The organism is candidate division KSB1 bacterium (assembly GCA_022566355.1).
Classification (GTDB): Bacteria; Zhuqueibacterota; JdFR-76; order JdFR-76; family DREG01; genus JADFJB01.
The window spans coordinates 21,282-44,065 of sequence record JADFJB010000005.1; the positions used below are offsets into that span (position 1 = coordinate 21,282).

Genomic DNA, 22,784 nt, shown 5'->3' on the forward strand with positions numbered 1-22,784 from the left:
TAGACAGCAGTTTAAGCGTAATGTATGTCATTAAATATTGCGATGATAATCAGGAATCGTTTAACTAACTAATCATATGTAGGCTTAGGAATGTATTTAAACAAATATTTTAGAGATCGCTGAGAACGAATTTTAAACAAAACAAACACTTAAATGATTTACTCAAAGTCAAAACGAAAAAAGAGTCATGATGTCAAGCCTTATGGAAACAACTTTGTGTCCTCTGCGTGCTATGCAGTTTACGAATTATTCAGATTAATCAATTCGTTTCATGAACGATGATAAAGGATATGATTAAATTATGGCCAATAATATTTATCAACCTGATAGTTGGTTGTAGTATGAATTCTAATTCCACTCAAGAAGAGTTGGAAGAGGAAATAAAAGTGCCTGATCAAGAGAGTTGGAATGTGACTTTTAAAGCTACGGAAAACGGGAAGGTTACTGCCAAGTTATGGTTTAATCATATTTCACAATTTAATGAAAGAAAAGAATATGAGTTTGATCAAAAATTTCGGGTGGACTTCTATAATAAAATCGGAGAAAAAACAAGCTGGTTAACCGGAGAAAGAGGAAAGCTAAAAGAGGATAGGACATTGATGGAAGCGCATGGAAATGTTATCGCACACTCGGATAGCGCCGATATTACTTTATTTACAGAGAGTCTGTTCTGGGATAACATCAAAAAGAAAATTCTTTCCAACGATTTTGTGATGATTGTCACTGAACAAGATACAATCTATGGGAATGGGTTTGAAGCGGAAACAGATTTCAGTAAATGGGAAATTAAAAAGAGCAGAGGCCACACCAAGCGCCAAGTTGATATTGGGATAAAGTAACTGTTTGGAGCAACCAGGATCACTAAAAATATGACGATGAAAACGACCCAAAAGTGGTCAAGACAAAATAATAGGTTCGTTCGGTTTTTACTCTCTGTATGCATAATTTTGCTGTTTGCACAAAATGTACAGGCACAAAATAAGTGGGATAGATCAGGATTAACTTACTGGGATTCGGATAAACTGCAATATGAAATGATAAATTCCCAGAAAGTTGTTCAGCTTATCGGTAATGTCTATTTTCGTAAAGGAAACCAGGAGCTTCGTTGTGATCGTGCGCTATTTTACGACGATCAGGATTTAGCGGTTTTTAAAGGAAATGTATTTTATCATGATAGCAGTCGGACTTTATTGGCTGATTATTTTGAATTTTATTCCGATCCAAAAAGAGAATTGGCGCGGGGTAATGTGGAGTTGGTTATAAATCAAAAGAAGATATTTGCAGATGAAATAATACACGAAGCCTTTAAGGATATGGTCTATGCAAATAATAATGTTCGTTTTGTTGATTTGGAGAGCGACGTTATTGTGACTTGTGAAAAATTAACGTATGATAAAAAATTGCAGAAGTTATTATTGGAAGTCGATCCGAAGTTTGTTAAAACTGACAGTTTGGGAAACCCTGAAATCACCATCGAGTCAGGGATCATCACTTATTTTGATTCAACTAAAGTCGCCATTGCTGAAGATAGCGTCGTGATTACACAAAACAATATCATCGCTCAATCAAATTTTGCGGAATTTCACCAAAAGGAAAACCGGATTATCATTAAAGATAACCCGCGAATATCGCAAAATAACAAAAATATGAAAGCAGACCAAATCGAGATGTTTTTTGAAAATGATTCATTGAGGCAAATATACTTAAAAGGAAAAGGGGAAATGCTATCTAATTTTAAAATTGAAAATAATCCCGCTTCTGATCAATTGACAGGAGCTGAAATTTGGATTGATATTAAAGATGATTCTGTACGGCACATTAAAGTAAAAGGTCAGGCGATAAGTATCTATCATCTTATTGAAGACGGAAAAGTTCAAGGAATTAACCAGATTTTGGGTGATGAGCTTGCAATCGATTTTGACAAAGGGTTAGTCAAAGAAGTAACTGTCCTGGGTGATCCGGAAGTATCCCGAGGGCGATTTTATCCCCCAAAATCAAAAATCAAATCATTGCAAAAATAATAATTTTCTAGCAACGTTATGGAATCAAATAATCGAAATTTACTAAGAGTCGAAAACCTGGTGAAATACTACGGAAAACGACAGGTTGTTAGAGAGGTTTGCATAAATGTTAACCAGGGTGAAATTGTCGGTTTACTGGGTCCGAATGGTGCTGGAAAAACAACAACGTTTTATATAATTGTCGGAATGATACGACCGAATGGCGGTGATATTTACTTGAATGACGCTAAAATGACAAAAATGCCGATGTATCGCAGGGCTCGGTTGGGCATTGGCTATTTGTCACAAGAGCCATCAATTTTTAGAAAGTTAACAGTAGAAGAGAATCTTATTTCGATACTGCAAATGTTAAAGCTTTCCGTGCGCGAGCAGGAAGGTCGATTACAACATTTACTTGAAGAATTTGGTTTGACACATATTCGAAAAAATAAAGCATATAATTTATCCGGTGGCGAAAGACGCCGTGTTGAAATCTCTCGAGCGCTTGTACTCAATCCAAAATTTCTCTTACTTGATGAGCCCTTTGCAGGGATTGATCCCATCGCTGTAGATGATATCCAAAATATCATTAGGAATTTAAAAGAAAAAGGGATCGGAATTTTGATTACTGATCATAATGTCCATGAAACATTGGAAATTACCGATAGAGCATATCTACTTTATGATGGTCGTGTGCTAAAATCAGGAACATCTGAATTCCTTGCCAACGATTCTGAAACAAAAATGCTCTATTTAGGAGATAAATTTAAGTTGAATCGATAGAAAAAATGGAAATTTTAAGATAAATTGAATTGGTTTTAGGATGTTAAGTCAAAGACTAACAATGGGTTTGCATCAAACCCAATCACCTCAACAGGTATTACTTTCGACATTACTGCAATTACCGCTTATTAGACTGGAGCAGCGCATTAAAATTGAATTGCAGGAAAACCCTCTTTTGGAAGAAGTCCTTGATGAGGATCTTGAAATGGATGACGATACGGCTGAACTTTCTTTGGAGCAAGAAGTTTCTGAAGATTCCAAGAATAAAGAAGAGGATAACGATTCCGCTGATAGTGAGAAGGAAGAAGAGATCGATTGGGATTTAATAGGGGGTGATGACGAATACGAATTCAAGATTCCCAAAGATCCGAATATTGAAGATTTTGAACGTCCGAATGTCAGTAAAAAGACTTTGTGCGAACATCTTCTTGAACAACTCCATGAAATCATTGGCCTTCCGGAAAAAGAAGTTATGATCGGTGAAAATATCATCTGGAATATTAATGAAGATGGGTACCTGATCATTGAATTGGAAGAGATTGCTTTAAATCTAGAAATCTCAAAAGAGGAAGTAGAAAAAGCTCTTCGGCTTATTCAAACGTTCGAACCAGTCGGCATTGCGGCAAGGAATCTTCGGGAATGTTTGTTAATCCAGTTAGAACAAATGGAAGATCACACTGAAGCAATGGAGATGGTAAGAGACCATTTTGAAAATTTTAAGAATAAGCGGTTTGAAAAAATTGCTAAGAAAATGGAGGTTTCTCTGAACGCTGTCAAAGCAGCTATGGAGGAGATTTCAAAGCTAAATCCAAAGCCAGGCGAAGGCTATATCTCCCAGGATCAGAATTATGTAATCCCTGATGTAATCGTTGAAAGAGTTGACGATGAATTTGTTGTTTCCTTGAATGAATCCAATATCCCAAATCTACGCATCAACAGGGGATATAGGCAGATGTTATCAGGTGGAAAAAAAGTATCCTCGGAAGTTAAGAGTTTTATTCGAAAAAGATTAGAAAATGCCAGATGGCTGATCAATTCCATTCATCAACGCCGGGCGACTATTTTTAGGGTAATGACAGAAATTGTCGAAAAGCAGCATGATTTTTTCGATAAGGGTCCGGGACAACTTATCCCTATGATTCTGAAAGATATAGCTGAAGAAGTGAATATGGATATATCGACCATTAGCCGTGTATCTAATGGCAAATATGTTCAAACCGATTATGGGGTTTTTGAAATAAAATATTTCTTTAGTGAAAAGATGACCACCAGTACGGGTGAAGAGGTTTCAAACAGAAAGTTTAAAGATGTAATTAAAAATATAATTGATAATGAAGATCCACATAAACCTCTGAACGACCAAAAACTTGTAAAACTACTTGCGGAAAAGGGCTATCCTCTTGCCCGTAGAACAGTGGCTAAATATCGTGAACAGATGAAAATTCCAGTTGCAAGATTGAGACGGCAACTATAAAAAAAAATAATATTCAAATGGGAGGTAAGCGAAATGGCAAGAAAAAAAATTATGGTAGGGGATACTGAAATTGAACTTCCGGAAATTCCAAAATTTGTTATTTTTGGAATTATTGGTGGGATTTTAGCGATTTGGTTGTTATTTTCAACGATTTATACCGTGGACGCAGATGAAGTCGGTGTGATTCAACGGTTTGGAAGATACGTGAGAACTGAAGATCCCGGTCTTCAATTTAAATTACCCTTTGGATTTGAAACTGTGGAAAAAGTAAAAATCCAACGAGTATATAAAGAAGAGTTTGGCTTTCGTACGGTTTCAGCGGGTGTGCGGTCACAGTTTGATTCGCGAAGTTTTGAAGAGGTATCACTTATGTTAACAGGGGATTTAAATTCAGCTTTGGTTGAGTGGATTGTCCAATTCCGGATTAAGGATCCGGTTAAATATTTATTTAATGTGAGAAATGTAGTTGAAACCATGAGGGATGTTTCCGAATCTGTGATGAGAATGGTGGTTGGAGATCATAGTGTGGATGAGGTAATCGTATTAAGTCGTCAGAATATCGAATTAAAAGCGCAAGAGCTCACCCAAAAATTATTGGATGAATTTGAAACCGGGCTGGAAATTCAAACCATTAAATTGCAAGATGTAAATCCGCCGGTACCGGTTCAACCAGCCTTTAATGAAGTGAATGAAGCGCGGCAGGAAAAAGAGCGAATTATTAATGAAGCTTTAGAAGGCTACAACAAGGTTATTCCACAAGCTAAAGGTGAAGCGCAGCAAACCATCACCCAGGCAGAAGGTTATCATACCAATCGCACCAATCGTGCCTTAGGTGATGCTGAGAGGTTTTTGGCAGTCTGGAATGAGTATAAAAAAGCAAAAGAAGTTACAAGAAGAAGGTTATATCTCGAGACAATGCTTGACATTCTTCCAAATATGGAAAGTATCTATATTATAGATGAAGACCAACAGGGAGTGATTCCTCTTCTTCAACTCATGAAAAAGGAGGCAGTGCAATGAAAAAATCCAGAATTTTAGGATTGGCAGCAGGTTTTTTAACATTAATCATACTACTTTCTTCAGCATTTACAGTTGATGAAACCGAACAAGTGATCGTATTTCAATTTGGCAAGTCGAAAAGAATCATTAAAGATGCCGGCTTGTATTTTAAATTACCATTTATTCAAGAGGTCAAATCATTTGACAAACGAATTCTTGAATGGGATGGCGACCCCAATGAAGTCCCAACCCAAGATAAACGTTATATTTGGGTGGATACTTTTGCACGATGGCGTATTGTTGAGCCCCTTAAATTTTATCAATCGGTAACTAATGAACAAAACGCTCATAGCAGGTTAGATGATATCATTGAAAGCGCTACGCGAAATTTCATCTCTGAGAATTTGTTGATCGAAGTCGTCCGAAACAGTAATAGAGAATTAGAGACCACTATTGAGGAACAGGAAAGTTTTGGGTTGGAGACTTTGGAGACTGACGTTACGCAAATTGTAAAAGGCCGTGAACAGATCACAAAGTTGATTTTAAATAAAGCAGCGGAAATTATGCCGCAATATGGGATTGAATTATTAGATATTAAAATTAAAAGGATCAATTACCGTGAAGATGTCCGGCGAAAGGTTTATGAAAGAATGATTTCCGAACGTAAGCGAATTGCACAAAAATATCGGTCTGAGGGCGGCGGTAGGAAAGCGCAAATCGATGGTGAAAGAGAAAAAGAATTCCAGATTATTACTTCAGGCGCCTATAGGACAGCACAGGAAATTAAGGGCAGAGCAGATGCCGAGGCAACAAAAATCTATGCGGAAGCATATAACAAAGATCCTGATTTCTATGCATTTTTGCAGACTCTGGAATCTTACCGGACGACCATGAATACCAATACTACTTTGATCTTGAGTACAAACAGTGAATTTCTAAAATATCTGAAAAACATAAGATGAAATTGATGCAGAATGATTCACTAAAATTTCGTTCTACCACTATTCTCGGCATCCGCAAGGATGGGCAGGTCGCAATAGGCGGAGATGGCCAGGTTACCTTGAATGAGACGGTAATGAAAGGAAAAGCAATAAAGATCCGCAGAGTTTATAAAGATACCATATTAGCCGGATTCGCAGGATCGGCCGCAGATGCGTTCACACTTTTCGAAAAATTTGAGGCTAAACTGGAGGAATATAGAGGCAACTTAAATCGAGCAGCTGTGGAACTGGCCAAAGAATGGAGATCCGATCGCTACCTGCGAAGGTTAGAAGCTTTATTGGCAATTCTTAATGCAGAGCATGCTTTGATTGTTTCAGGCACAGGCGATATTATTGAACCTGATGACAATATCGTAGCCATAGGTTCAGGGGGCTCATACGCATTAGCCGCTGCAAGAGCTTTGATGAATCATACAGAATTAAACGCAAAAGATATTGTCGAAGAATCTTTAAAAATAGCAGCTTCAATATGTGTATACACAAACGATCATCTGACTATTGAAACCCTGTAATAGAGGAATTGATGCAAGAACTTACTCCAAAACAAATTGTAGCTGTACTGGATAAATATATTATTGGGCAAGATAAAGCAAAGAAATCCGTTGCAATTGCATTGCGTAATAGATGGCGAAGGCTTCAAGTACCTGAGGATTTACGGGAAGAAATTATGCCCAACAATATCATTATGATTGGACCAACCGGAGTCGGTAAGACCGAGATTGCTCGCCGTCTGGCAAAGTTATCGGGTGCGCCGTTTCTCAAAGTCGAAGCATCAAAATTTACGGAAGTGGGATATGTAGGACGTGATGTAGATTCGATAATTCGAGATCTTGTTGACATTTCTGTGAATATGGTCAAACAAAAAATGACCGAAGCAGTCAAAGGAAAAGCCAAAGAATTAGCAGAAGAAAAATTATTGGATTTACTTCTGCCGCCAAGCAAAAAACGAGAATCTGCTTCATCTGAAACACCTGCTACATCACTTTCAGCAGAAAGTGAAAGCACTTATAAAGAAACGCGTGAAAAAATGCGACTATTGCTGCGAAAAGGTAAATTTGAATCCCGCAAAGTAGAAATTGAGGTACCGAACGAAAGCATTCCAATGATGCAGGTGATTTCACCGATGGGTGTCGAAGATATGGGGATCAATCTCCAGGAAATTTTTGGCGGTTTGATGCCTAAAAAGAATAAAAAAAGACAGATGTCAATAGAAGAGGCGAGAAAAGTAATTGAACAAGAAGAGGCACATAAGCTTATTGATATGGATGAAGTCGTTCGTGAAGCAATAAATAACGCTGAAAATTCGGGAATTGTTTTTTTGGATGAAATTGACAAGATTGTCGGCCCGCATTCTAAATCCGGGCCGGATATCTCCCGTGAAGGTGTCCAAAGAGACTTACTTCCAATAGTTGAAGGAACCAATGTTGTTACAAAATATGGGATAGTTAAAACGGATCATATCCTGTTTATTGCGTCAGGTGCATTCCACGTTTCCAAACCATCTGATTTAATTCCTGAAATGCAGGGAAGATTCCCAATTCGTGTTGAACTTCAAAGCCTTACCAATGAAGATTTTGTAAGAATATTAACAGAACCGGAGAATGCACTTACAAAACAGTACACTGCTTTACTAGCAACAGAAGGTGTGAAACTGGTCTTTAAAAAAGATGGCATTAAAGAAATTGCAAAATATTCCACGGATGTAAATGAAAAAACAGAAAACATCGGCGCAAGAAGGTTGCATACAATTATGACAACTCTATTGGAGGATGCTTTATTTAATATCCCGGATGTAAAACAAGACAAAATTGAGGTTACCGCTAAAGTAGTACGCAACACATTAGACAGTATTGTGAAAGATTATGACTTAAGCCGGTACATTTTATAAATCCAGAAGTTTGAACTAATAATTTGATATTGGAGGATTGAGGTGCGGAAGGATTTTCTGGCGATTACGGATTTAACTGATGATGAAATCTATGAGATTTTAGAGTTATCTAAAGAGATTAAACAAATGCAGAAAAACGATGTGCCATATCAACCGCTTAAGGGAAAAACCATGGCAATGATTTTTCAGAAGCCATCTGCTAGAACCAGAATTTCATTTGAAGTGGGGATGTACCAGTTAGGTGGATATGCGCTTTATTTAGGACCTAATGATATTCAGATTGGCAAAAGAGAGTCGGTCAGCGATGTTGCGAAAGTGATCTCTCGCTACAACGATGTAATTATGGCGCGTTTGTTTGGCCATGAGGATATTCTTGAGATGGCGGAATATTCAACCGTCCCGGTAGTAAATGGTTTAACTGATCTATTGCATCCATGCCAGATTATGGCAGACGTCTTTACGATTCTGGAAAAAAAGAACAAAATCGAAAATCTGACGATTGCTTACATTGGCGATGGTAATAATGTTTGCAATTCCTGGTTGAACTTTGCCGCGAGAATTCCAATTCGCTTAAACCTGGGAATTCCAGAGGGTTATGATCCTGATAAAGAAATTCTATCCCTTGCAAAAAGAGCGAATCTAAGCCAGATTCAAATATTTCGAAATCCAAAAATGGCTGCAAATAATGCAGACGTTATTTACACGGATGTTTGGACGAGTATGGGCCAGAAAAAAGATAGCGAAAGACGAAAGTTAGACTTTAAAAATTTCCAGGTAGATGATTCCTTAGTGTCTCATGCCGAAGAAAATTCTATAGTGCTTCATTGTTTGCCGGCCCATCGTGGCGATGAAATATCAGACAGTGTAATCGATGGTCCAAAATCTGTCGTTTTTGACCAGGCAGAAAATCGTATGCATGTTCAAAAAGCTATTTTGGTAAAATTGTTTTCGAATTTAAAGAACACTACCGGTTGAAATAAATCTAAGCAAATGCTCAAAATTAGCTTGTGTTCTTCCCATTGGCAGGGTCGTTGGGATGAATTTGTGTGGTCTGCCAATAATGGCACTATATTTCATACCCGAAAGTTTCTAAACTATCATCAAGCTACAAGATTCCAGGACCATTCATTAATTTTCCAGAAAGATAAAAAAATCATTGGAGTAATACCTGCTGCCGTTGTTGATGACAAATTGATATCCCATCCGGGGGCATCATTCGGCGGTCTTGTTATTCCAAGAACAATAACATTCAAAGTGTCTCTCCAATTGGTCGAATGCTTATTGGAATATGTAAAATCTACCGGTTTCAAAAAAATTGAACTAACCAACCCGCCTATTTTTTATTCTGATAAAATAAATAATTATATCGATTTTGCATTAATATCAAACCTGTTTACTTACAAAAAACGAGAGGTGTCCAGTTTTATTACTCTTAATTTTGTTCAGGATGAAATATTATCACATTTCAAAAGTGAGGCCAGGACTGCCGTACGCAAAGCTCAAAAATTGGGTGTGACATTCAGGGAATCAAATGATCTTGACACATTTTACGCAATATTGAAGAAGAATTTAAAATTGAGACATGATGTTCAACCCACACACACTTTGACGGAACTCAAAGCTCTTATTAAACTTTTCCCACAACATATAAAATTATACGGGGCTTATCTAAATGAAGAAATGATAGCCGGTGTAATTATGTTTCATTGCAATGAACTTGTTACTCTTGCATTTTACATTTCCCATAATGAAACTTTTCAAGAATATCGAGCAGTAAATTTACTTTTTTTTGAAATTTACAGGCTCTCAATCGAGAAAGGTTACCGTTACCTCGATTTTGGTATATTCACTGTGAATATGAAACCGAACCACGGTCTGGCTCGATTCAAGGAAAATTTTGGTTCAATGGGAATTTTCAGAGATACTTTTGTGCGTGAAATGTAAAGGAAAAATCTGTAAGATTACTAAGCCTTTCGTAGATTGCATATGAAAAAAAGTCTGAGACAGATCAACGAAAAGTAAATCCTAATTAATAAGCTCGAAATTCTAAACAAATCACAATAACGAATTCAGAAGTGACCCAAAATTACAGCAGTCAACTATTTTTGAATATTTGAATTTCGATATTGTTTCGGGTTTCCGTATTCAGTTTTAGGATTAAGTGCTTCAACATATCAACAAAAAAAAGTCGATAAAGATACTGTAAGTACCAAAACTTTTTTAGTTATTTTTGCCCGAGTCTAAATTCTGATTAAATTATTTTAACCTGACCTATTCATAAACCTTATAATTGTAATCCAAGAAAAGATCATTTAACCCTATTTTTATGCTTAATATTCTGCTTTTTCATATGTATGGAAATAGATCCCGTTTCACGACGGGATGACATAATTGGAAGTTTTAAGCTTAAAAACATGATTCATGAATTATCCAGGTTAATGAATTGGTGTTCACTATAAAATGAGTCTGAAGAAAATACTTCACATAGCTCCTTTTAATACTGCCGGTGTCCCGTTTGCATTTGTTGAAGCAGAGAGGAAAATGGGTTTTGACAGTCACCTGGTAACCCTGGGCAAAAGCAGTTTTGCATCCAACAAGGGTATTTGTTTGAATTTACCTTTTATGACTACACCTGGGATAGGCGTTTTAAAGCGATTTGTATCTGACCCATCCGTAATGAAGATTCATAATATCCATCAAATCCCCAAACAGATTCCAAAATATTGGTCTCCTAATGGAGTTTTTGAAAAATCATTGATTCAAATAAGAGAAAAAATTTGGCAAAAAAAAATCAACAGATTGTTGTCAGATTTGGATCTCTTAAGTTTTGATATCGTGCAATTAGATGGGGGATTGGAATTCTATCGGGATGGAAGGACCATCAAAAATCTAAAAAAATATGGGAAGAAAGTTATTTGTTGTTATACCGGTAGCGATTTACGTGTAAGAGGAGTTATCCCGGAAATCGATGAACTATCTGACTTGAATGTGACAGTAGAGTTCGATCATATTTATTTTCACCCCGATATTCACCATGTTTTTTTTCCTTTTAGCCTTGATCGATTTGAGCTTGTTAAAAAAGAACCTGGTGAGACGGTTCGAATTGGACATGCACCTACGAACAGAGAAGCAAAGGGAAGTGATGAAATACTAGCTGTTTTAAACGACCTAAAAAGTACCTTTAGTATTGAAATTGTTCTGATCGAGAATCTTCCCTATGAAAGAGCAATCGAACTAAAAGCCACATGCGATATTTTCGTCGATCAAATTGGTGATCTTGGCTATGGTATCAATTCTCTCGAGGCCATGGCGATGGGAATACCTGCAGCTAGTTCGCTGGCAAAAGGATTCGATGAAAAAAATAAGGATCACCCGTTTATAGAAATTAGTAGTGAATCCATAGAGCGAAACTTAAAGCCATTTATCGAGGATCGCCATTTACGGGAAAGAGTAGGCATACGAAGCCGCGAGTGGGTGAAAGAGCACCATAATCCTGAGAATGTTGTGCGAAAGATTCATCAGTTAGCCGGATTATAATTGATTTTCTATGTCTACTATTGGAATAAGCAATTTGCAGCAAGTTAGGAGATGGAAAGAACTGCTTCAAATTCTAGAACTCGATGTAAGTATTAGGTAGGATTTTATCAACAGCAATTAATAGTTTAGTTTCAATGGATTTGATGTCACTAAGCTTATTCGATGGCAAGATGATAATCGAAAGGTTGTAATTATGTAAATTCTGTTGATGTTTTAAATTCTTATCGCTACTTAAAAAAATGTCATATTTATTTTCAGCGAAAGCCAATAAATCACCGTTGCTAATACCAGACAATCCTTTTTCTTGCCCTGTTTCTGCTGAGTGATCTTTAAAAATACTTGTTAAATAGCGGGGAAGGCTTTCATCAATAAGGATTCTCATTCCGGCAATTATGTCTTAATGAAAACTTCACGGGCGATGTTCAGCACTTTTAAAGCATCTTCCTTTTTTACTGAGGGAAAATTATCAAGAAATTCATCAAGTGAACAACCGTCTGCAATGTAATCAAATAAAGTTTCAACCGGAACACGCGTTCCGATGAATACAGTTGTGCCACTCATTATTTTCGGATCCGAATGAAGGGGTAATTTGTCTATGTCAATTGTTATAGTCATGTTTAAAAATTGTTCAAATATTCTAGCACTTCAATTGAATTTAATGAATAGATAAGTATTTCATGCAGTTGAATACTAAAATTAAATGCCCCCAATTATGATAACTTACAACCATTAGCCCTCAATTATTGAGTGCTCCATTTTCGATCCATACTCTTATTGAATCGATAACCGCGGCTGAAAGTGCAGATCCGCGTCTTGGCATGAGTCCTCCCGAGATACTTACTCCTGTTAATTTTCGAAATAAATAACTGTTATCAGGTTTACCAGGTTCAATATAATCCAAGGTTCGCGTGCTTTGGACATTCAGAATACTATTATATGCAGTTCCACTGCTAAGATTTGGTCGTTCAAAACCATTATGACAGCCTGAGGTTGCACAAGTTGGAGTGAAAAGTTCTGTGAATAAAGGCGAAAGTAGCGCTGCTAATTACCGTTGGATTCTGAGGTCCTGTACTGGAGTCATTGCTGCAAGAATAGAAGACAGTGGTAAATAATAGAATCATGAAGCTAAATTTATTATTTTTCCGATCATGTTTTCTCCTTTTCGAATGATGTTTATGTCCAAGGCTTTAAAAAAATAAATATCTCAAATTCCGGAATTCAAAATCAATGTTTAACCTATAACAACTAAATTTAGATTTTAGTTTCTTGAATGGTTTTAACAACGTAATTTAGGGATGGATTGGATATAGGAAGTTATGGTATAGGTCCAAAGTGGGGGAGGGAAATGTAAAAATATTTTAAATCAAAAATTAATAACGCCAGAAAGTTATCAAATCTATATTCCAGGCGTTATTCAATAATAAATGTTTTGTTATCCTTCAATTTTGGGTGTTTTAGGCTTTTCGTTAATCCACATTATAATGCTTATATTTTATTCAAAACAAATCATCGATTAATATCTTATAGGCTCCTTGGCTGTTCTGAACTTTGAGGATGTTAGCAAAAAACCGAGGCTATTTCTTCTCATATTTAGTCAACTTCCGTGGACCGACTTCTGCCCCGTACACGTTACCTTTTGCATCAGCCGCAATACCCTCCGCTCCGCTGGTGCCGGAATTATCCGGGTCCGGTTCAGGATCAGGAATGAAAGCCGTAACCCAGCCGTCTTTGGCACTGCCGATCCGGATGCCCCTTTTCCAGCCAGGATTACGTCGCGTATTTGACTCCGAGTCAGCCACGTACATGATATCATCTTTCGTTATGAAAATTCCACTCGGCCGGCCAAATTGTGTCCAGGTAGTGATATAGTTTCCTTCCTGGTCAAAGAGTTGGATCCGGCTGTTTCCCCGGTCACCGACGAACAGCCGGCCCTGAGAATCCATTGCGAGCGCGTGAGGGTCGCGAAACTCACCGGGTCCGTATCCGGTTTTCCCCCAGGATTTGATGAATTTTCCCGCGCTGGAAAACTTGACTATGCGGTTATTGCCTCCGGCGCCGTGGCCGTCTGCAACGAAAATATCGCCATTGGGAGCAACCAAAACATCTGACGGCCCATTGAAGGTATCCCGACCTTCTCCTGTGACTCCGGCTTTGCCCAGTGTCATCAACAACTTGCCATCCGGACTAAACTTCAAAACTTGGTGGCCTTTACCGTCTTCTCCACGGGCGTCGGCTATCCACACATTACCATCTTTATCAACATTAATCCCATGCGGCCAGACCAACAATCCGGCCCCGAAGCTTTTCAGCAATTTCCCGGAAGGATCGAATAGGAGGATGGGAGGGACTTCCTCTTTTCCGACACAGCTGTTTTGGCCACATCGTTCGGCTACCCATAAATTGCCGTCACTTGCTGGATATACCGCGCTTGTCGCTCCCCAGTTTCTGCCCTGGGGGAGCTTGGCCCAGTTCTCAACAATGCTGTAGGGATTGGGTTGGGCAAGTGATTCAACTGCAAAAACGAATGCTAAAATAGTTATTGCAAAAACGGTAAATCTCGTACAATTAAATTTCCCAGCTTTTTGTGCCATAGCGATCACCTCTAATTGATTGGTTGATGTGAAGTTTTTATTGGAAAAATTGTCAAACTTTAGGCGAAAGATACCTTATTGATTTGTTTTAGTCAAGCAAAAATAAATGTTATATTAAAAAATACGAGTAAAATTTTATTCCCGCGCTAGTTTTGACTGAAAGCTTATAGCCAATCCTGTTGGCGCTTGCAGGTAGTATATGCGTTCTCCGTGAGCATCCGTGGGACCATAGGGGGTAAGTCCATTGGCTTTGGCCTGCTCGGCCCATTTATCAGCATTGTCCACCACGATTTGCAGCATTATTCCTTCGGGCATTTCCGGCCCTTCCGGCCAGACCTCGATCCAGCTTGTGCCGGCCGGAAATACATTACCACGGAATTCTTTTGACTCAGACTCGCTATCCGTTCCATCGCCAAATAATGTAGGCAAGCCCAGGCCGTCCTTCAAAAAATCAGACAGTTCCTTCCCTTTTTTTGAAACCGTACAAAATCGAATTCCCAAAACTTTCACTATTTACCTCCATACTGTTAGATAATATTTGTAAATAATTATAATATTGTCATTTCGAGGAGTTTACGAAGAGAAATTTCTTGGTCCTAATTTATAATTTGTTAGATATAAGATTTCTCCTCGCGGAGTTTATCCTGTGTGAAGCCGAAGAGCTATAAACATACCAGGCGTAATGTTCTTAGTTGATCGCACTTTACCTTAGTTATTCTAAACGATCATACTCTTCAGGCTTTACATCTTTAACTTTCTCTAATACCTTTAGAAATTTTTCTTTACTTCCACGTAATGCCCGCTCTTCCAAATAATTTTCCGTATCCAAAGCTGATATTTTTTCAGCTAATGCCAAGGTGATAAATTGATTCATCGATACGTTATCTTGATTTGCCAGTTCTTTAGCCCTTTTATGAAGCGAATCCGGAATTCTTATGCTCATTGTACTCATTTTATTTCTCCTAAGATTTGTAACAATTCTTTTGGCGACAATACAGTAATACCTAAACTTTTAACATTCTTAAAATCTTTTTTATTGTAAGATATTATATAGTCACTTTGTGAATTCAACGCCAATTCTAGTATTAAATCGTCTCTAGAATCATTTAAATAAGGGCGCCATAAATAAAATATTTTACATCTCGTTCCAATCCTGCATAAATAATCAAGAAAATGTTTAATATCTGATTCCGTTAAATTAAAATCATCCAAATAACTAAGAGCGACTGATTCATATTCTAAAATTAGAGGAACTGAAATATTGGTTTTAAGTTTATTACTGTCTAGCATATTTACTAGTTTATAAGAAGCACCTCTCTTAGATCGCAGAGCGGAAATAATTACATTTGTATCAATTACTACATTGCATATATTCATATGTGGTATTATATAAAATACCAATTAATTAGTCAAGCTATTTTTCCATTTTAAAATAGTGAAAGGTGAAAATTGGAAAAGTAATCTAAATTTATCGGTTTCATCCAGGGCGGCTAATTACAGATTATACTTAATAAAAAAAAGATCAATAAGTGGAATATATTCATTTGTGCATTGGGCTGCCAGCCAACATATAATTGATTTAGCTATTGAATTATTCTATATTAGTTGCCATTATTTTAGAGTTAAATACAAACTTCAAATGAATATTACGAGTTATGCGAGAAGAGATTTCAAAACATTACGACCCTAAACAGGTAGAAGACCGGGTATATTCTAATTGGGAAAATTCGGGATACTTTAAAGCGGATCCAGATCCAGCTAAAAAGCCATTTACCATTGTGATTCCTCCTCCTAATGTCACTGACCGTCTGCATATGGGGCATGCGTTTACCAACACTATCCAGGATATTTTCACCCGGTTTTATCGTATGCTGGGGTATAATGCGCTTTGGCTTCCCGGCACCGATCACGCCGGTATCGCCACACAAAATGTCGTAGAACGGTCACTCAGGAAAGAACAAGGTCTTTCCCGGCACGATCTGGGCAGGGAAAAATTTGTGGAAATGGTCTGGCAATGGCGGGAAAAACAAGGTGACATTATCCTCAAGCAATTAAGAAAACTTGGCTTTTCCTGTGATTGGTCCCGAACCAAATTTACTATGGATGAAGACATGTCCAAAGCGGTTATCGAGGCCTTCGTTCAACTCTACGAGAAAGGTCTGATTTATCGCGGCAAGTATATCATCAATTGGTGTCCACGCTGTCAAACTGCGATTTCAGATGAAGAGGTCGATCACTCAGATCGCGAGGGTTCTCTTTGGTATATTCATTATCCGATTGTGGACTCTAAAGATTCAATTATTGTAGCGACTACCCGGCCCGAAACCATGTTGGGTGATACAGCTGTAGCGGTTCATCCGGACGATAAAAGATACAAAAAATTTATAGGTAAAACTGCTATTTTGCCCATTTTGAAACGGGAGCTGCCCATTGTTGCAGATGAAGCTGTTGACCGGACTTTGGGTACTGGCGCCGTTAAGATTACACCTGCGCACGATCCCAATGATTTCGAGCTTGGCCATCGTCACAATCTGCCCTCTATTATCGTAATCGGTCCTGATGGCAAGATGAATGAGAAAGCCGGTCCCTATGATGGGATGGACAGGTTTGAGGCTCGAAAGAAACTGGTTATCTCGTTAAAATCACAGGGGCTGTTAGAAAAAATTGAGAAACATGTACATTCTGTTGGGCATTGCCAAAGGTGTAATACAGTCATTGAGCCTTACTTGTCTGAACAATGGTTCGTGAAAATTAAGCCCCTGTCCGATCCCGCGTTGAAAGCTGTTCAGGATGGCGATATTCAAATGCTGCCCACTCGCTGGGTTGGCGTGTATGAAAACTGGATGAAAAACATCCGTGATTGGTGTATCTCCAGGCAACTCTGGTGGGGGCATCGGATTCCGGTGTATTACTGCCAGGATTGTAATGAGATGATGGTTTTGCGGGAAGCACCAGTGATTTGTTCGAAATGTGGCAAAAACAATATCAATCAGGATCCTGACGTTTTGGATACCTGGTTTTCATCCTGGTTGTGGCCATTTTCCACCATGGGCTGGCCTGAAGAAACGGAAGACCAGGAATATTTTTACCCGACTTCAACGCTGGTTACCGGACCGGATATTATCTTTTTTTGGGTCGCCAGGATGATAATGGCCGGACTGCAATTCAAAGGAGCGGTTCCATTTAAGCATATTTATTTTAATGGAATTGTACGGGATGCGGATGGCAGGAAAATGAGCAAGTCTCTCGGCAACGGCATCGACCCTCTCGAAATGATCGAAAAGTTCAGCGCCGATGCGGTGCGCTATTCAATAATGTCATTATCGGTTGAGGGGCATGATATCAATTTGACTAAAGGTGATTTTGAGATCGGTAGAAATTTTTCAAATAAGATTTGGAACGCATTCCGATTTCTGTGGATGAATGCCGAGCATGTAGATCTTAACCTGGATTTTTCAAAATTCTGTGAGGGTCATTCAGACAAACTGGAACTTGCAGACCGTTGGATCCTTAGCCGCTATGCGCAAACAATCCCTAAAATAACCCAGGCTCTGAAGAATTTCAGGTTTAGTGAATATATGGATTCCATGCACGCGTTTTTCTGGGGAGATTTTTGCGATTGGTACCTGGAATTAATCAAGTCAAGATTGTACGAAAAAGATAATATTGCGAACAAACAAGTACCGATGCAAATTGCAATTCATATATTAAAAAACAGTATGAAATTAATGCATCCGGTTATTCCGTTTATCACAGAAGAAATATGGCAAAAACTTAAATCGGATACTGACGAAGAAAGCATCATGATTTCACCCTGGCCCGAAGAAGTTTCTGAAATGGTTTCATTGGCTAAGGATCGGGAAATGGTTTTTATTCAAGATGTTATCAGCGCTGTTCGAAATATTCGCGGAGAGATGAATGTCCCGCCGGGTAAAAAAGCGAATGCATTTATTAAAACCTCCAATTCCGAGTATCAATTGCTGGAAGCAAATCAAAACTATTTACGTGAACTTGGATGTATCGAGAATTTAAAAATTGGAGCCGAAGTTGAAAAGCCGCCGCAAAGCGCATCTGCGGTTGTTCGTGGGATCGAACTTTATATTTCTCTTGAAGGTTTAATCGATATCGAAAAAGAAAAAGACCGGCTGCTAAAGGAAATCGTTCGAATTGAGGATCAAATTCAAAAGATCAATATTAAATTAACCAATGAAAATTTTATTAATCGCGCTCCCAAAGATGTGATCGATAAAGAGCGCAATAAAAAAATTACCTTTGAAGGAAACCTTGAAAAACTCCAAAATAATTACTCCACACTTAATGAATAAACCATTGTTTGGTTCTCTGCAAAAAATTTCATTCTTTTTGTTAAATATCTTTTTTCTTTTCTTTTTGCATCCAGCCATTCTTGCTTTTGCTCAAAATTCAAACATTTCAGTAACTGTGTATAATCAGAATTTTGCCCTGGTCCGGCAAACTTTCTCTTTTCAATTAGAAAAAGGAGAGCAGAATATTCGGATCGAAGACGTAGCCAAATCGATTGATCCTACTTCCGTGCATTTACGTTCGTTGAGTGATCCCAAATCGCTCATAATATTGGAGCAAGTTTTTGAATATGATCTGATTGAATCCAATAAGGTGCTGTCAAAATTTATCGATCAAACCATTCAACTCATCGATTCAAAAGGAAATTTGATTGAAGGAAAGTTGTTGAGCGTCGGATCGGATTTGTTGCTTGCAAATGAAAATGAAGAGATCACACTCATCAAAAATAAAAATATTCACTCCATAAAATTTCCAAAGTTGCCTGACGGATTAAATACTAAGCCCACACTGGTCTGGTTGGTGAAAAGCGAAAAGAAAAGTTCCCATCAGCTTGAAATAGAATATTTGACCCATGGAATGAATTGGACCACTGAATATGTTGCCATTCTGAATGATGAGGGGACACAACTAGATGTTGATGCCTGGATTAGTATTGACAATAAATCCGGGAAAAATTTCGAAAACGCAAATGTTAGTGTCGTTGCCGGTGATTTAAATCTAGCTCGAAGCAGAAGGCCTACCCCACAATACAAAACCATGGCTGTCAGTGAAGCCAGGTACGCACAGGACGTTTCTGAACAAGGACAATTTGAATACCATCTTTACAAAATCGACCGGCCTGTTAGCATTGGCAATAATCAGTTGAAGCAAATACGGATGTTTAAAGCCGATGGCGTAAATGTAACTAAAAAGTACGTGCTGAATAGTAGAGAAAGAGGCCAGCGTTTGCAGGTTTATTTGCGGTTTAAGAATGATGAAAATAATTCTTTGGGGCTTCCATTTCCGGCCGGAAGATTTCGAGTATATCAAGATAAAACTAATACCGGCATATTCCTGGGTGAAGCCAGCATAAAACATACACCGCCACATGAATGGATTGAGATTCTTATGGGAGCAGCTTTTGACCTGGCTGCAAAACGAAAACAAATCAGGGTGGATAGGATTGGGAAACAACAATTGCGTGAATCCTATGAGATTGTCATTAAGAACCAAAAATCTAAAACCGTACTTATTTCAGTCATTGAAAATTTATTATACCGTGCACCCAATAGTAATTGGAAAATAATAGCTTCCAGTCATGAGTATTCTGCAAAAGATGCTCGCTCAATCGAATTCAAAATAAATATTCCTGCCAAGAAGGAAACAAAGCTGACATATACTGTTGAATACTCCTGGTAATAAAATAACAGCGAGTTTAAGATTAGGTCAAAGATTGAGAATGCTAAGTATGAAAACTAGCCATTGGCTGTTAACGAATCATTGTAATATTCTGATTTGGCTATAAATCTTAAACTGAGCCTTAACTAAAGTATTTAATGTCATCATCACATCATAATAATGGTATAACTCAAACAGTTAGAGCCCTCAAAGGAGTGGGAGAACTCCGTGGGGAATTGTTGGAAAATTTTGGCATCGTAACTTTATATGATTTATTGACACATTTCCCGCGGCGATACCTGGATCGAACCCGGATCGCTAAAATTGCGGATATTGAAATTGGTAAAGATGTAACCGCAATCGGCCAGGTTATTGCTTTTCGAGCCTACCAGGGAAGATACCAGAGATTTGTTTTAGTGATTCGTGATGAAAGTGGGGAACTGAAATGCATTTGGTTTCGGGGAGCGCACTATTTGAAAAACACATTTAAAATGGGCGAGTGGCTGGCTGTGCATGGCAAAGTGAAGTTTTATAAGGGGATGCAAATGTCACATCCTGATTATGATCGTTTGACCGAATCCAAACAGGGACTGAATACTAGAAAAATAATTCCCCTTTATCGTAGTACTGCAGAACTGGATACTGCCGGATTAGACAGCAGGGCAATGAGAAGATTGATGTGGAAGGCTCTTGAAGAGAATTCGGCAAGCATCGAAGAAAATTTGCCGGAAAGACTCATTAAGAAATACAAATTGTTAAGCAGACGGGCGGCAATTGATAAAATCCATTTTCCGGACTCAGAAGACCAGCTCAATGCTGCAATACGACGCCTTAAATTTGAAGAGTTATTTTATTTGGAATTGATGATTGGTTTGCGAAAATTAAAGGTTAAGAATTTAACCAAAGGAATTCAGTTTGAATCAATCGGAGAAAAAACCAGGGCATTGCTTGCTAACCTTCCGTTCGAATTAACTGATGCACAAAAAAAAGTAATCAAAGAAATTTGGCAGGATATGAATAGCGCCAGGCCGATGAACCGTTTACTGCATGGAGATGTAGGTTCCGGAAAAACGATTGTCAGCATTGCCGTGATGCTGATTGCCGTAGAAAACGGCTATCAATCCGCATTAATGGCGCCGACTGAAATATTGGCAGAACAACATTATTTATCCTTGAAACAATTTTTAGCAGATTTTGGAATTTCGATTGAATTGGTAATTGGCGGGCAAAAGAAATCTGAGAGGGAGAAAATTACTAAAAAAATAGCTTCCGGGGAAGCGAATATCATCATAGGGACACATGCCCTTTTTCAGGAAAAAATCAAATTCGAAAAATTAGGATTAATCATAGTCGATGAGCAGCACAAGTTTGGTGTGATGCAGCGGGCAAAACTCAGACGCAAGGGCATAAATCCTGATGTTCTCGTCATGACCGCCACCCCAATCCCTCGCACCTTAGCGCTAACTGTGTATGGTGATTTGGATGTATCTCTGTTGGATCAAAAACCTGGCAATAGGATACCGATTAAGTCGGTCATTCGCTACCAAGACAAAAGAGAAGAAATATACCGATATGTACGTGAACAAGTAGATCTGGGTCGGCAAGCATATATCATTTTCCCTTTGGTTGAAGAATCTGAAAAAATGGATCTGCAAGCTGCCACAGAAAGCTACGAAACCCTAAAGTATGGCGTTTATCACGGACTGAATATTGCGTTGCTGCATGGTCGAATGAAAGGCGATGAAAAAGATAAAATAATGTCGTCATTCAAAAGTGGGTATTATAAAATATTAATTGCCACTACAGTTGTAGAAGTAGGGGTAGATGTAGCCAATGCTTCCATAATGGTGATTGAACATGCAGAAAGATTCGGATTAACTCAATTGCATCAATTGCGTGGAAGGATAGGCCGCGGTAGCGAGCAATCCTATTGTATATTTATTGCCCATAAACCATTGAATCAGCTGGCCAGGAAAAGATTGCAAACGCTGGAGAGAACGACTGACGGATTCGAAATTGCCGAAGTCGATTTAAAGTTAAGGGGTCCGGGAGAGTTTTTCGGTATAAGGCAACATGGCATGCCGAAATTAAAAATTGCAGATTTGAGTGAAGATTATAATATTCTTGAAATCGCCAGAAAAGAAGCATTTAGTTTATTACAAGAGGATTCAACTTTAAATACACCAAAAAATCAAATGGTGAGATTATTTTTTGATCAATATTATGAAGATAGTTTTAGATTAAGTAAAGTGGCATGAAACTTTATCTATTTGGTAAGAATTTAATTTCAGTATTTTGTTGAATAAAGGAGTATAAAGTTGGGTGAAAACGAAAAAGTGGATGTGATGTTTGCGCAATTGGTGCTACAATTTCAAAGTGCGGCACAGATTCAATTGGGGCTATCAGAAAATCCACAAACTAAGAAAAATGAAAAGAATCTACAACAGGCTAAATACTTCATCGATATGTTGAATATGATACAAAAGAAGACATCAGGAAACCTATCAGAAGAAGAATCAAAATTGCTAAATAGTACTGTTGCAAACCTTAAAATGAATTTTGTTAGCGCTTGTAATGAGGCTGGTATACAAACAAAATCTAAAAAAGAATAATTATTGTCAGAACGAAATCTCGGCGACTAGCCATTCCGGTGATCTTCCCTGCCAAAAATATGCAGGGACAAGCTTGAGCCGGAATCTAATCATTCCGAGCAGGTAGATTCCGCTAAAAGCATGCGGGAATGACAGAAAGGATGTTTTCGTTCAGACACTAATTAGAAACATTAAAGTAAATTGTTGAATTTGGTTTTAA

Annotated in this window: 21 protein-coding genes; 15 read left to right on the plus strand and 6 right to left on the minus strand. The window is 38.1% G+C overall.

Annotated elements, in window-relative coordinates; genetic code table 11:
* The first annotated feature begins 341 nt into the window (after positions 1-341).
* The 11 genes from lptC to IIC38_01985 all read left to right on the plus strand — a co-directional run bounded on the left by lptC (position 342) and on the right by IIC38_01985 (position 11,682).
* On the plus strand, positions 342-839 hold the full coding sequence (gene lptC, locus IIC38_01935) for an LPS export ABC transporter periplasmic protein LptC (protein ID MCH8124713.1): 498 nt from the start codon (positions 342-344) through the stop codon (positions 837-839).
* A 30-nt stretch (positions 840-869) separates the two neighbouring features.
* Positions 870-2,021, plus strand: coding sequence for a hypothetical protein (locus IIC38_01940; GenBank protein MCH8124714.1), 1,152 nt, complete (start codon positions 870-872; stop codon positions 2,019-2,021).
* 18 nt (positions 2,022-2,039) lie between these two features.
* Positions 2,040-2,783, plus strand: coding sequence for an LPS export ABC transporter ATP-binding protein (gene lptB / locus IIC38_01945; protein MCH8124715.1), 744 nt, complete (start codon positions 2,040-2,042; stop codon positions 2,781-2,783).
* A 40-nt stretch (positions 2,784-2,823) separates the two neighbouring features.
* The gene (gene rpoN, locus IIC38_01950; GenBank protein MCH8124716.1) at positions 2,824-4,257 is read left to right on the plus strand and encodes an RNA polymerase factor sigma-54; all 1,434 of its coding nucleotides are present in this window, start codon (positions 2,824-2,826) and stop codon (positions 4,255-4,257) included.
* A gap of 33 nt (positions 4,258-4,290) precedes the next feature.
* Positions 4,291-5,277 (plus strand): FtsH protease activity modulator HflK, encoded by a 987-nt coding sequence (gene hflK / locus IIC38_01955; GenBank protein ID MCH8124717.1) that lies wholly within the window; start codon positions 4,291-4,293, stop codon positions 5,275-5,277.
* Complete coding sequence (gene hflC / locus IIC38_01960) at positions 5,274-6,218, plus strand: protease modulator HflC (GenBank protein ID MCH8124718.1); 945 nt, start codon at positions 5,274-5,276, stop codon at positions 6,216-6,218. Before hflK ends, hflC begins: the two co-directional genes overlap by 4 nt.
* A gap of 5 nt (positions 6,219-6,223) precedes the next feature.
* Positions 6,224-6,769, plus strand: coding sequence for an ATP-dependent protease subunit HslV (gene hslV / locus IIC38_01965; GenBank protein ID MCH8124719.1), 546 nt, complete (start codon positions 6,224-6,226; stop codon positions 6,767-6,769).
* An 11-nt stretch (positions 6,770-6,780) separates the two neighbouring features.
* Complete coding sequence (hslU, locus tag IIC38_01970; GenBank protein ID MCH8124720.1) at positions 6,781-8,145, plus strand: ATP-dependent protease ATPase subunit HslU; 1,365 nt, start codon at positions 6,781-6,783, stop codon at positions 8,143-8,145.
* Between the two features lie 42 nt (positions 8,146-8,187).
* A complete protein-coding gene (argF, locus tag IIC38_01975; GenBank protein ID MCH8124721.1) occupies positions 8,188-9,120 on the plus strand; it encodes an ornithine carbamoyltransferase in 933 nt (310 codons plus the stop codon).
* A 15-nt stretch (positions 9,121-9,135) separates the two neighbouring features.
* Positions 9,136-10,089: a GNAT family N-acetyltransferase gene (locus tag IIC38_01980; protein ID MCH8124722.1), complete on the plus strand. Its 954-nt coding sequence runs from the start codon at positions 9,136-9,138 to the stop codon at positions 10,087-10,089.
* 516 nt (positions 10,090-10,605) lie between these two features.
* Complete coding sequence (locus IIC38_01985) at positions 10,606-11,682, plus strand: glycosyltransferase (GenBank protein MCH8124723.1); 1,077 nt, start codon at positions 10,606-10,608, stop codon at positions 11,680-11,682.
* A gap of 73 nt (positions 11,683-11,755) precedes the next feature.
* Here the strand turns inward: IIC38_01985 and IIC38_01990 are convergent, their stop codons facing one another.
* From IIC38_01990 to IIC38_02015, 6 genes are all read right to left on the minus strand, one after another.
* Positions 11,756-12,064 carry a DUF5615 family PIN-like protein gene (locus IIC38_01990; protein MCH8124724.1) on the minus strand — a complete coding sequence of 103 codons (309 nt, stop codon included), beginning with the start codon at positions 12,062-12,064 and terminating at the stop codon, positions 11,756-11,758.
* 8 nt (positions 12,065-12,072) lie between these two features.
* Entirely contained in the window at positions 12,073-12,297 is a 225-nt protein-coding gene (locus IIC38_01995) for a DUF433 domain-containing protein (protein ID MCH8124725.1), read from the minus strand.
* 959 nt (positions 12,298-13,256) lie between these two features.
* Positions 13,257-14,273, minus strand: a complete 1,017-nt coding sequence (locus tag IIC38_02000) for a hypothetical protein (protein ID MCH8124726.1) — start codon at positions 14,271-14,273, stop codon at positions 13,257-13,259.
* Positions 14,274-14,408: 135 nt separating this feature from the next.
* Positions 14,409-14,783, minus strand: a complete 375-nt coding sequence (locus tag IIC38_02005) for a hypothetical protein (protein MCH8124727.1) — start codon at positions 14,781-14,783, stop codon at positions 14,409-14,411.
* A 202-nt stretch (positions 14,784-14,985) separates the two neighbouring features.
* A complete protein-coding gene (locus IIC38_02010) occupies positions 14,986-15,225 on the minus strand; it encodes a toxin-antitoxin system HicB family antitoxin (protein MCH8124728.1) in 240 nt (79 codons plus the stop codon).
* Complete coding sequence (locus tag IIC38_02015; GenBank protein ID MCH8124729.1) at positions 15,222-15,650, minus strand: putative toxin-antitoxin system toxin component, PIN family; 429 nt, start codon at positions 15,648-15,650, stop codon at positions 15,222-15,224. Before IIC38_02015 ends, IIC38_02010 begins: the two co-directional genes overlap by 4 nt.
* Positions 15,651-15,928: 278 nt before the next feature.
* Here IIC38_02015 and IIC38_02020 point away from each other — a divergent pair, with 278 nt between their 5' ends.
* From IIC38_02020 to IIC38_02035, 4 genes are all read left to right on the plus strand, one after another.
* The gene (locus tag IIC38_02020; protein ID MCH8124730.1) at positions 15,929-18,598 is read left to right on the plus strand and encodes a valine--tRNA ligase; all 2,670 of its coding nucleotides are present in this window, start codon (positions 15,929-15,931) and stop codon (positions 18,596-18,598) included.
* Positions 18,558-19,994: a DUF4139 domain-containing protein gene (locus IIC38_02025; GenBank protein MCH8124731.1), complete on the plus strand. Its 1,437-nt coding sequence runs from the start codon at positions 18,558-18,560 to the stop codon at positions 19,992-19,994. The genes IIC38_02020 and IIC38_02025 overlap by 41 nt, the downstream gene beginning before the upstream one ends.
* Positions 19,995-20,131: 137 nt before the next feature.
* Positions 20,132-22,231, plus strand: a complete 2,100-nt coding sequence (gene recG, locus IIC38_02030; GenBank protein ID MCH8124732.1) for an ATP-dependent DNA helicase RecG — start codon at positions 20,132-20,134, stop codon at positions 22,229-22,231.
* Between the two features lie 60 nt (positions 22,232-22,291).
* Positions 22,292-22,585, plus strand: a complete 294-nt coding sequence (locus IIC38_02035) for a DUF1844 domain-containing protein (protein MCH8124733.1) — start codon at positions 22,292-22,294, stop codon at positions 22,583-22,585.
* Positions 22,586-22,784 lie beyond the last annotated feature (199 nt).

What these genes read in the sequence shown, in the direction of transcription:
- IIC38_01940 (MCH8124714.1), top strand. Translation starts at nt 870, where the DNA reads ATGACGATGAAAACGACCCAAAAGTGGTCAAGACAAAATAATAGGTTC.
- IIC38_02020 (MCH8124730.1), top strand. Translation starts at nt 15,929, where the DNA reads ATGCGAGAAGAGATTTCAAAACATTACGACCCTAAACAGGTAGAAGAC.
- recG (MCH8124732.1), top strand. Translation starts at nt 20,132, where the DNA reads ATGTCATCATCACATCATAATAATGGTATAACTCAAACAGTTAGAGCC.
- hflK (MCH8124717.1), top strand. Translation starts at nt 4,291, where the DNA reads ATGGCAAGAAAAAAAATTATGGTAGGGGATACTGAAATTGAACTTCCG.
- IIC38_01985 (MCH8124723.1), top strand. Translation starts at nt 10,606, where the DNA reads ATGAGTCTGAAGAAAATACTTCACATAGCTCCTTTTAATACTGCCGGT.
- IIC38_01980 (MCH8124722.1), top strand. Translation starts at nt 9,136, where the DNA reads ATGCTCAAAATTAGCTTGTGTTCTTCCCATTGGCAGGGTCGTTGGGAT.
- hslV (MCH8124719.1), top strand. Translation starts at nt 6,224, where the DNA reads ATGCAGAATGATTCACTAAAATTTCGTTCTACCACTATTCTCGGCATC.
- hflC (MCH8124718.1), top strand. Translation starts at nt 5,274, where the DNA reads ATGAAAAAATCCAGAATTTTAGGATTGGCAGCAGGTTTTTTAACATTA.
- lptB (MCH8124715.1), top strand. Translation starts at nt 2,040, where the DNA reads ATGGAATCAAATAATCGAAATTTACTAAGAGTCGAAAACCTGGTGAAA.
- IIC38_01990 (MCH8124724.1), bottom strand. Translation starts at nt 12,064, where the DNA reads ATGAGAATCCTTATTGATGAAAGCCTTCCCCGCTATTTAACAAGTATT.
- IIC38_02010 (MCH8124728.1), bottom strand. Translation starts at nt 15,225, where the DNA reads ATGAGTACAATGAGCATAAGAATTCCGGATTCGCTTCATAAAAGGGCT.
- IIC38_02015 (MCH8124729.1), bottom strand. Translation starts at nt 15,650, where the DNA reads ATGAATATATGCAATGTAGTAATTGATACAAATGTAATTATTTCCGCT.
- rpoN (MCH8124716.1), top strand. Translation starts at nt 2,824, where the DNA reads ATGTTAAGTCAAAGACTAACAATGGGTTTGCATCAAACCCAATCACCT.
- lptC (MCH8124713.1), top strand. Translation starts at nt 342, where the DNA reads ATGAATTCTAATTCCACTCAAGAAGAGTTGGAAGAGGAAATAAAAGTG.
- IIC38_01995 (MCH8124725.1), bottom strand. Translation starts at nt 12,297, where the DNA reads ATGACTATAACAATTGACATAGACAAATTACCCCTTCATTCGGATCCG.
- hslU (MCH8124720.1), top strand. Translation starts at nt 6,781, where the DNA reads ATGCAAGAACTTACTCCAAAACAAATTGTAGCTGTACTGGATAAATAT.
- IIC38_02000 (MCH8124726.1), bottom strand. Translation starts at nt 14,273, where the DNA reads ATGGCACAAAAAGCTGGGAAATTTAATTGTACGAGATTTACCGTTTTT.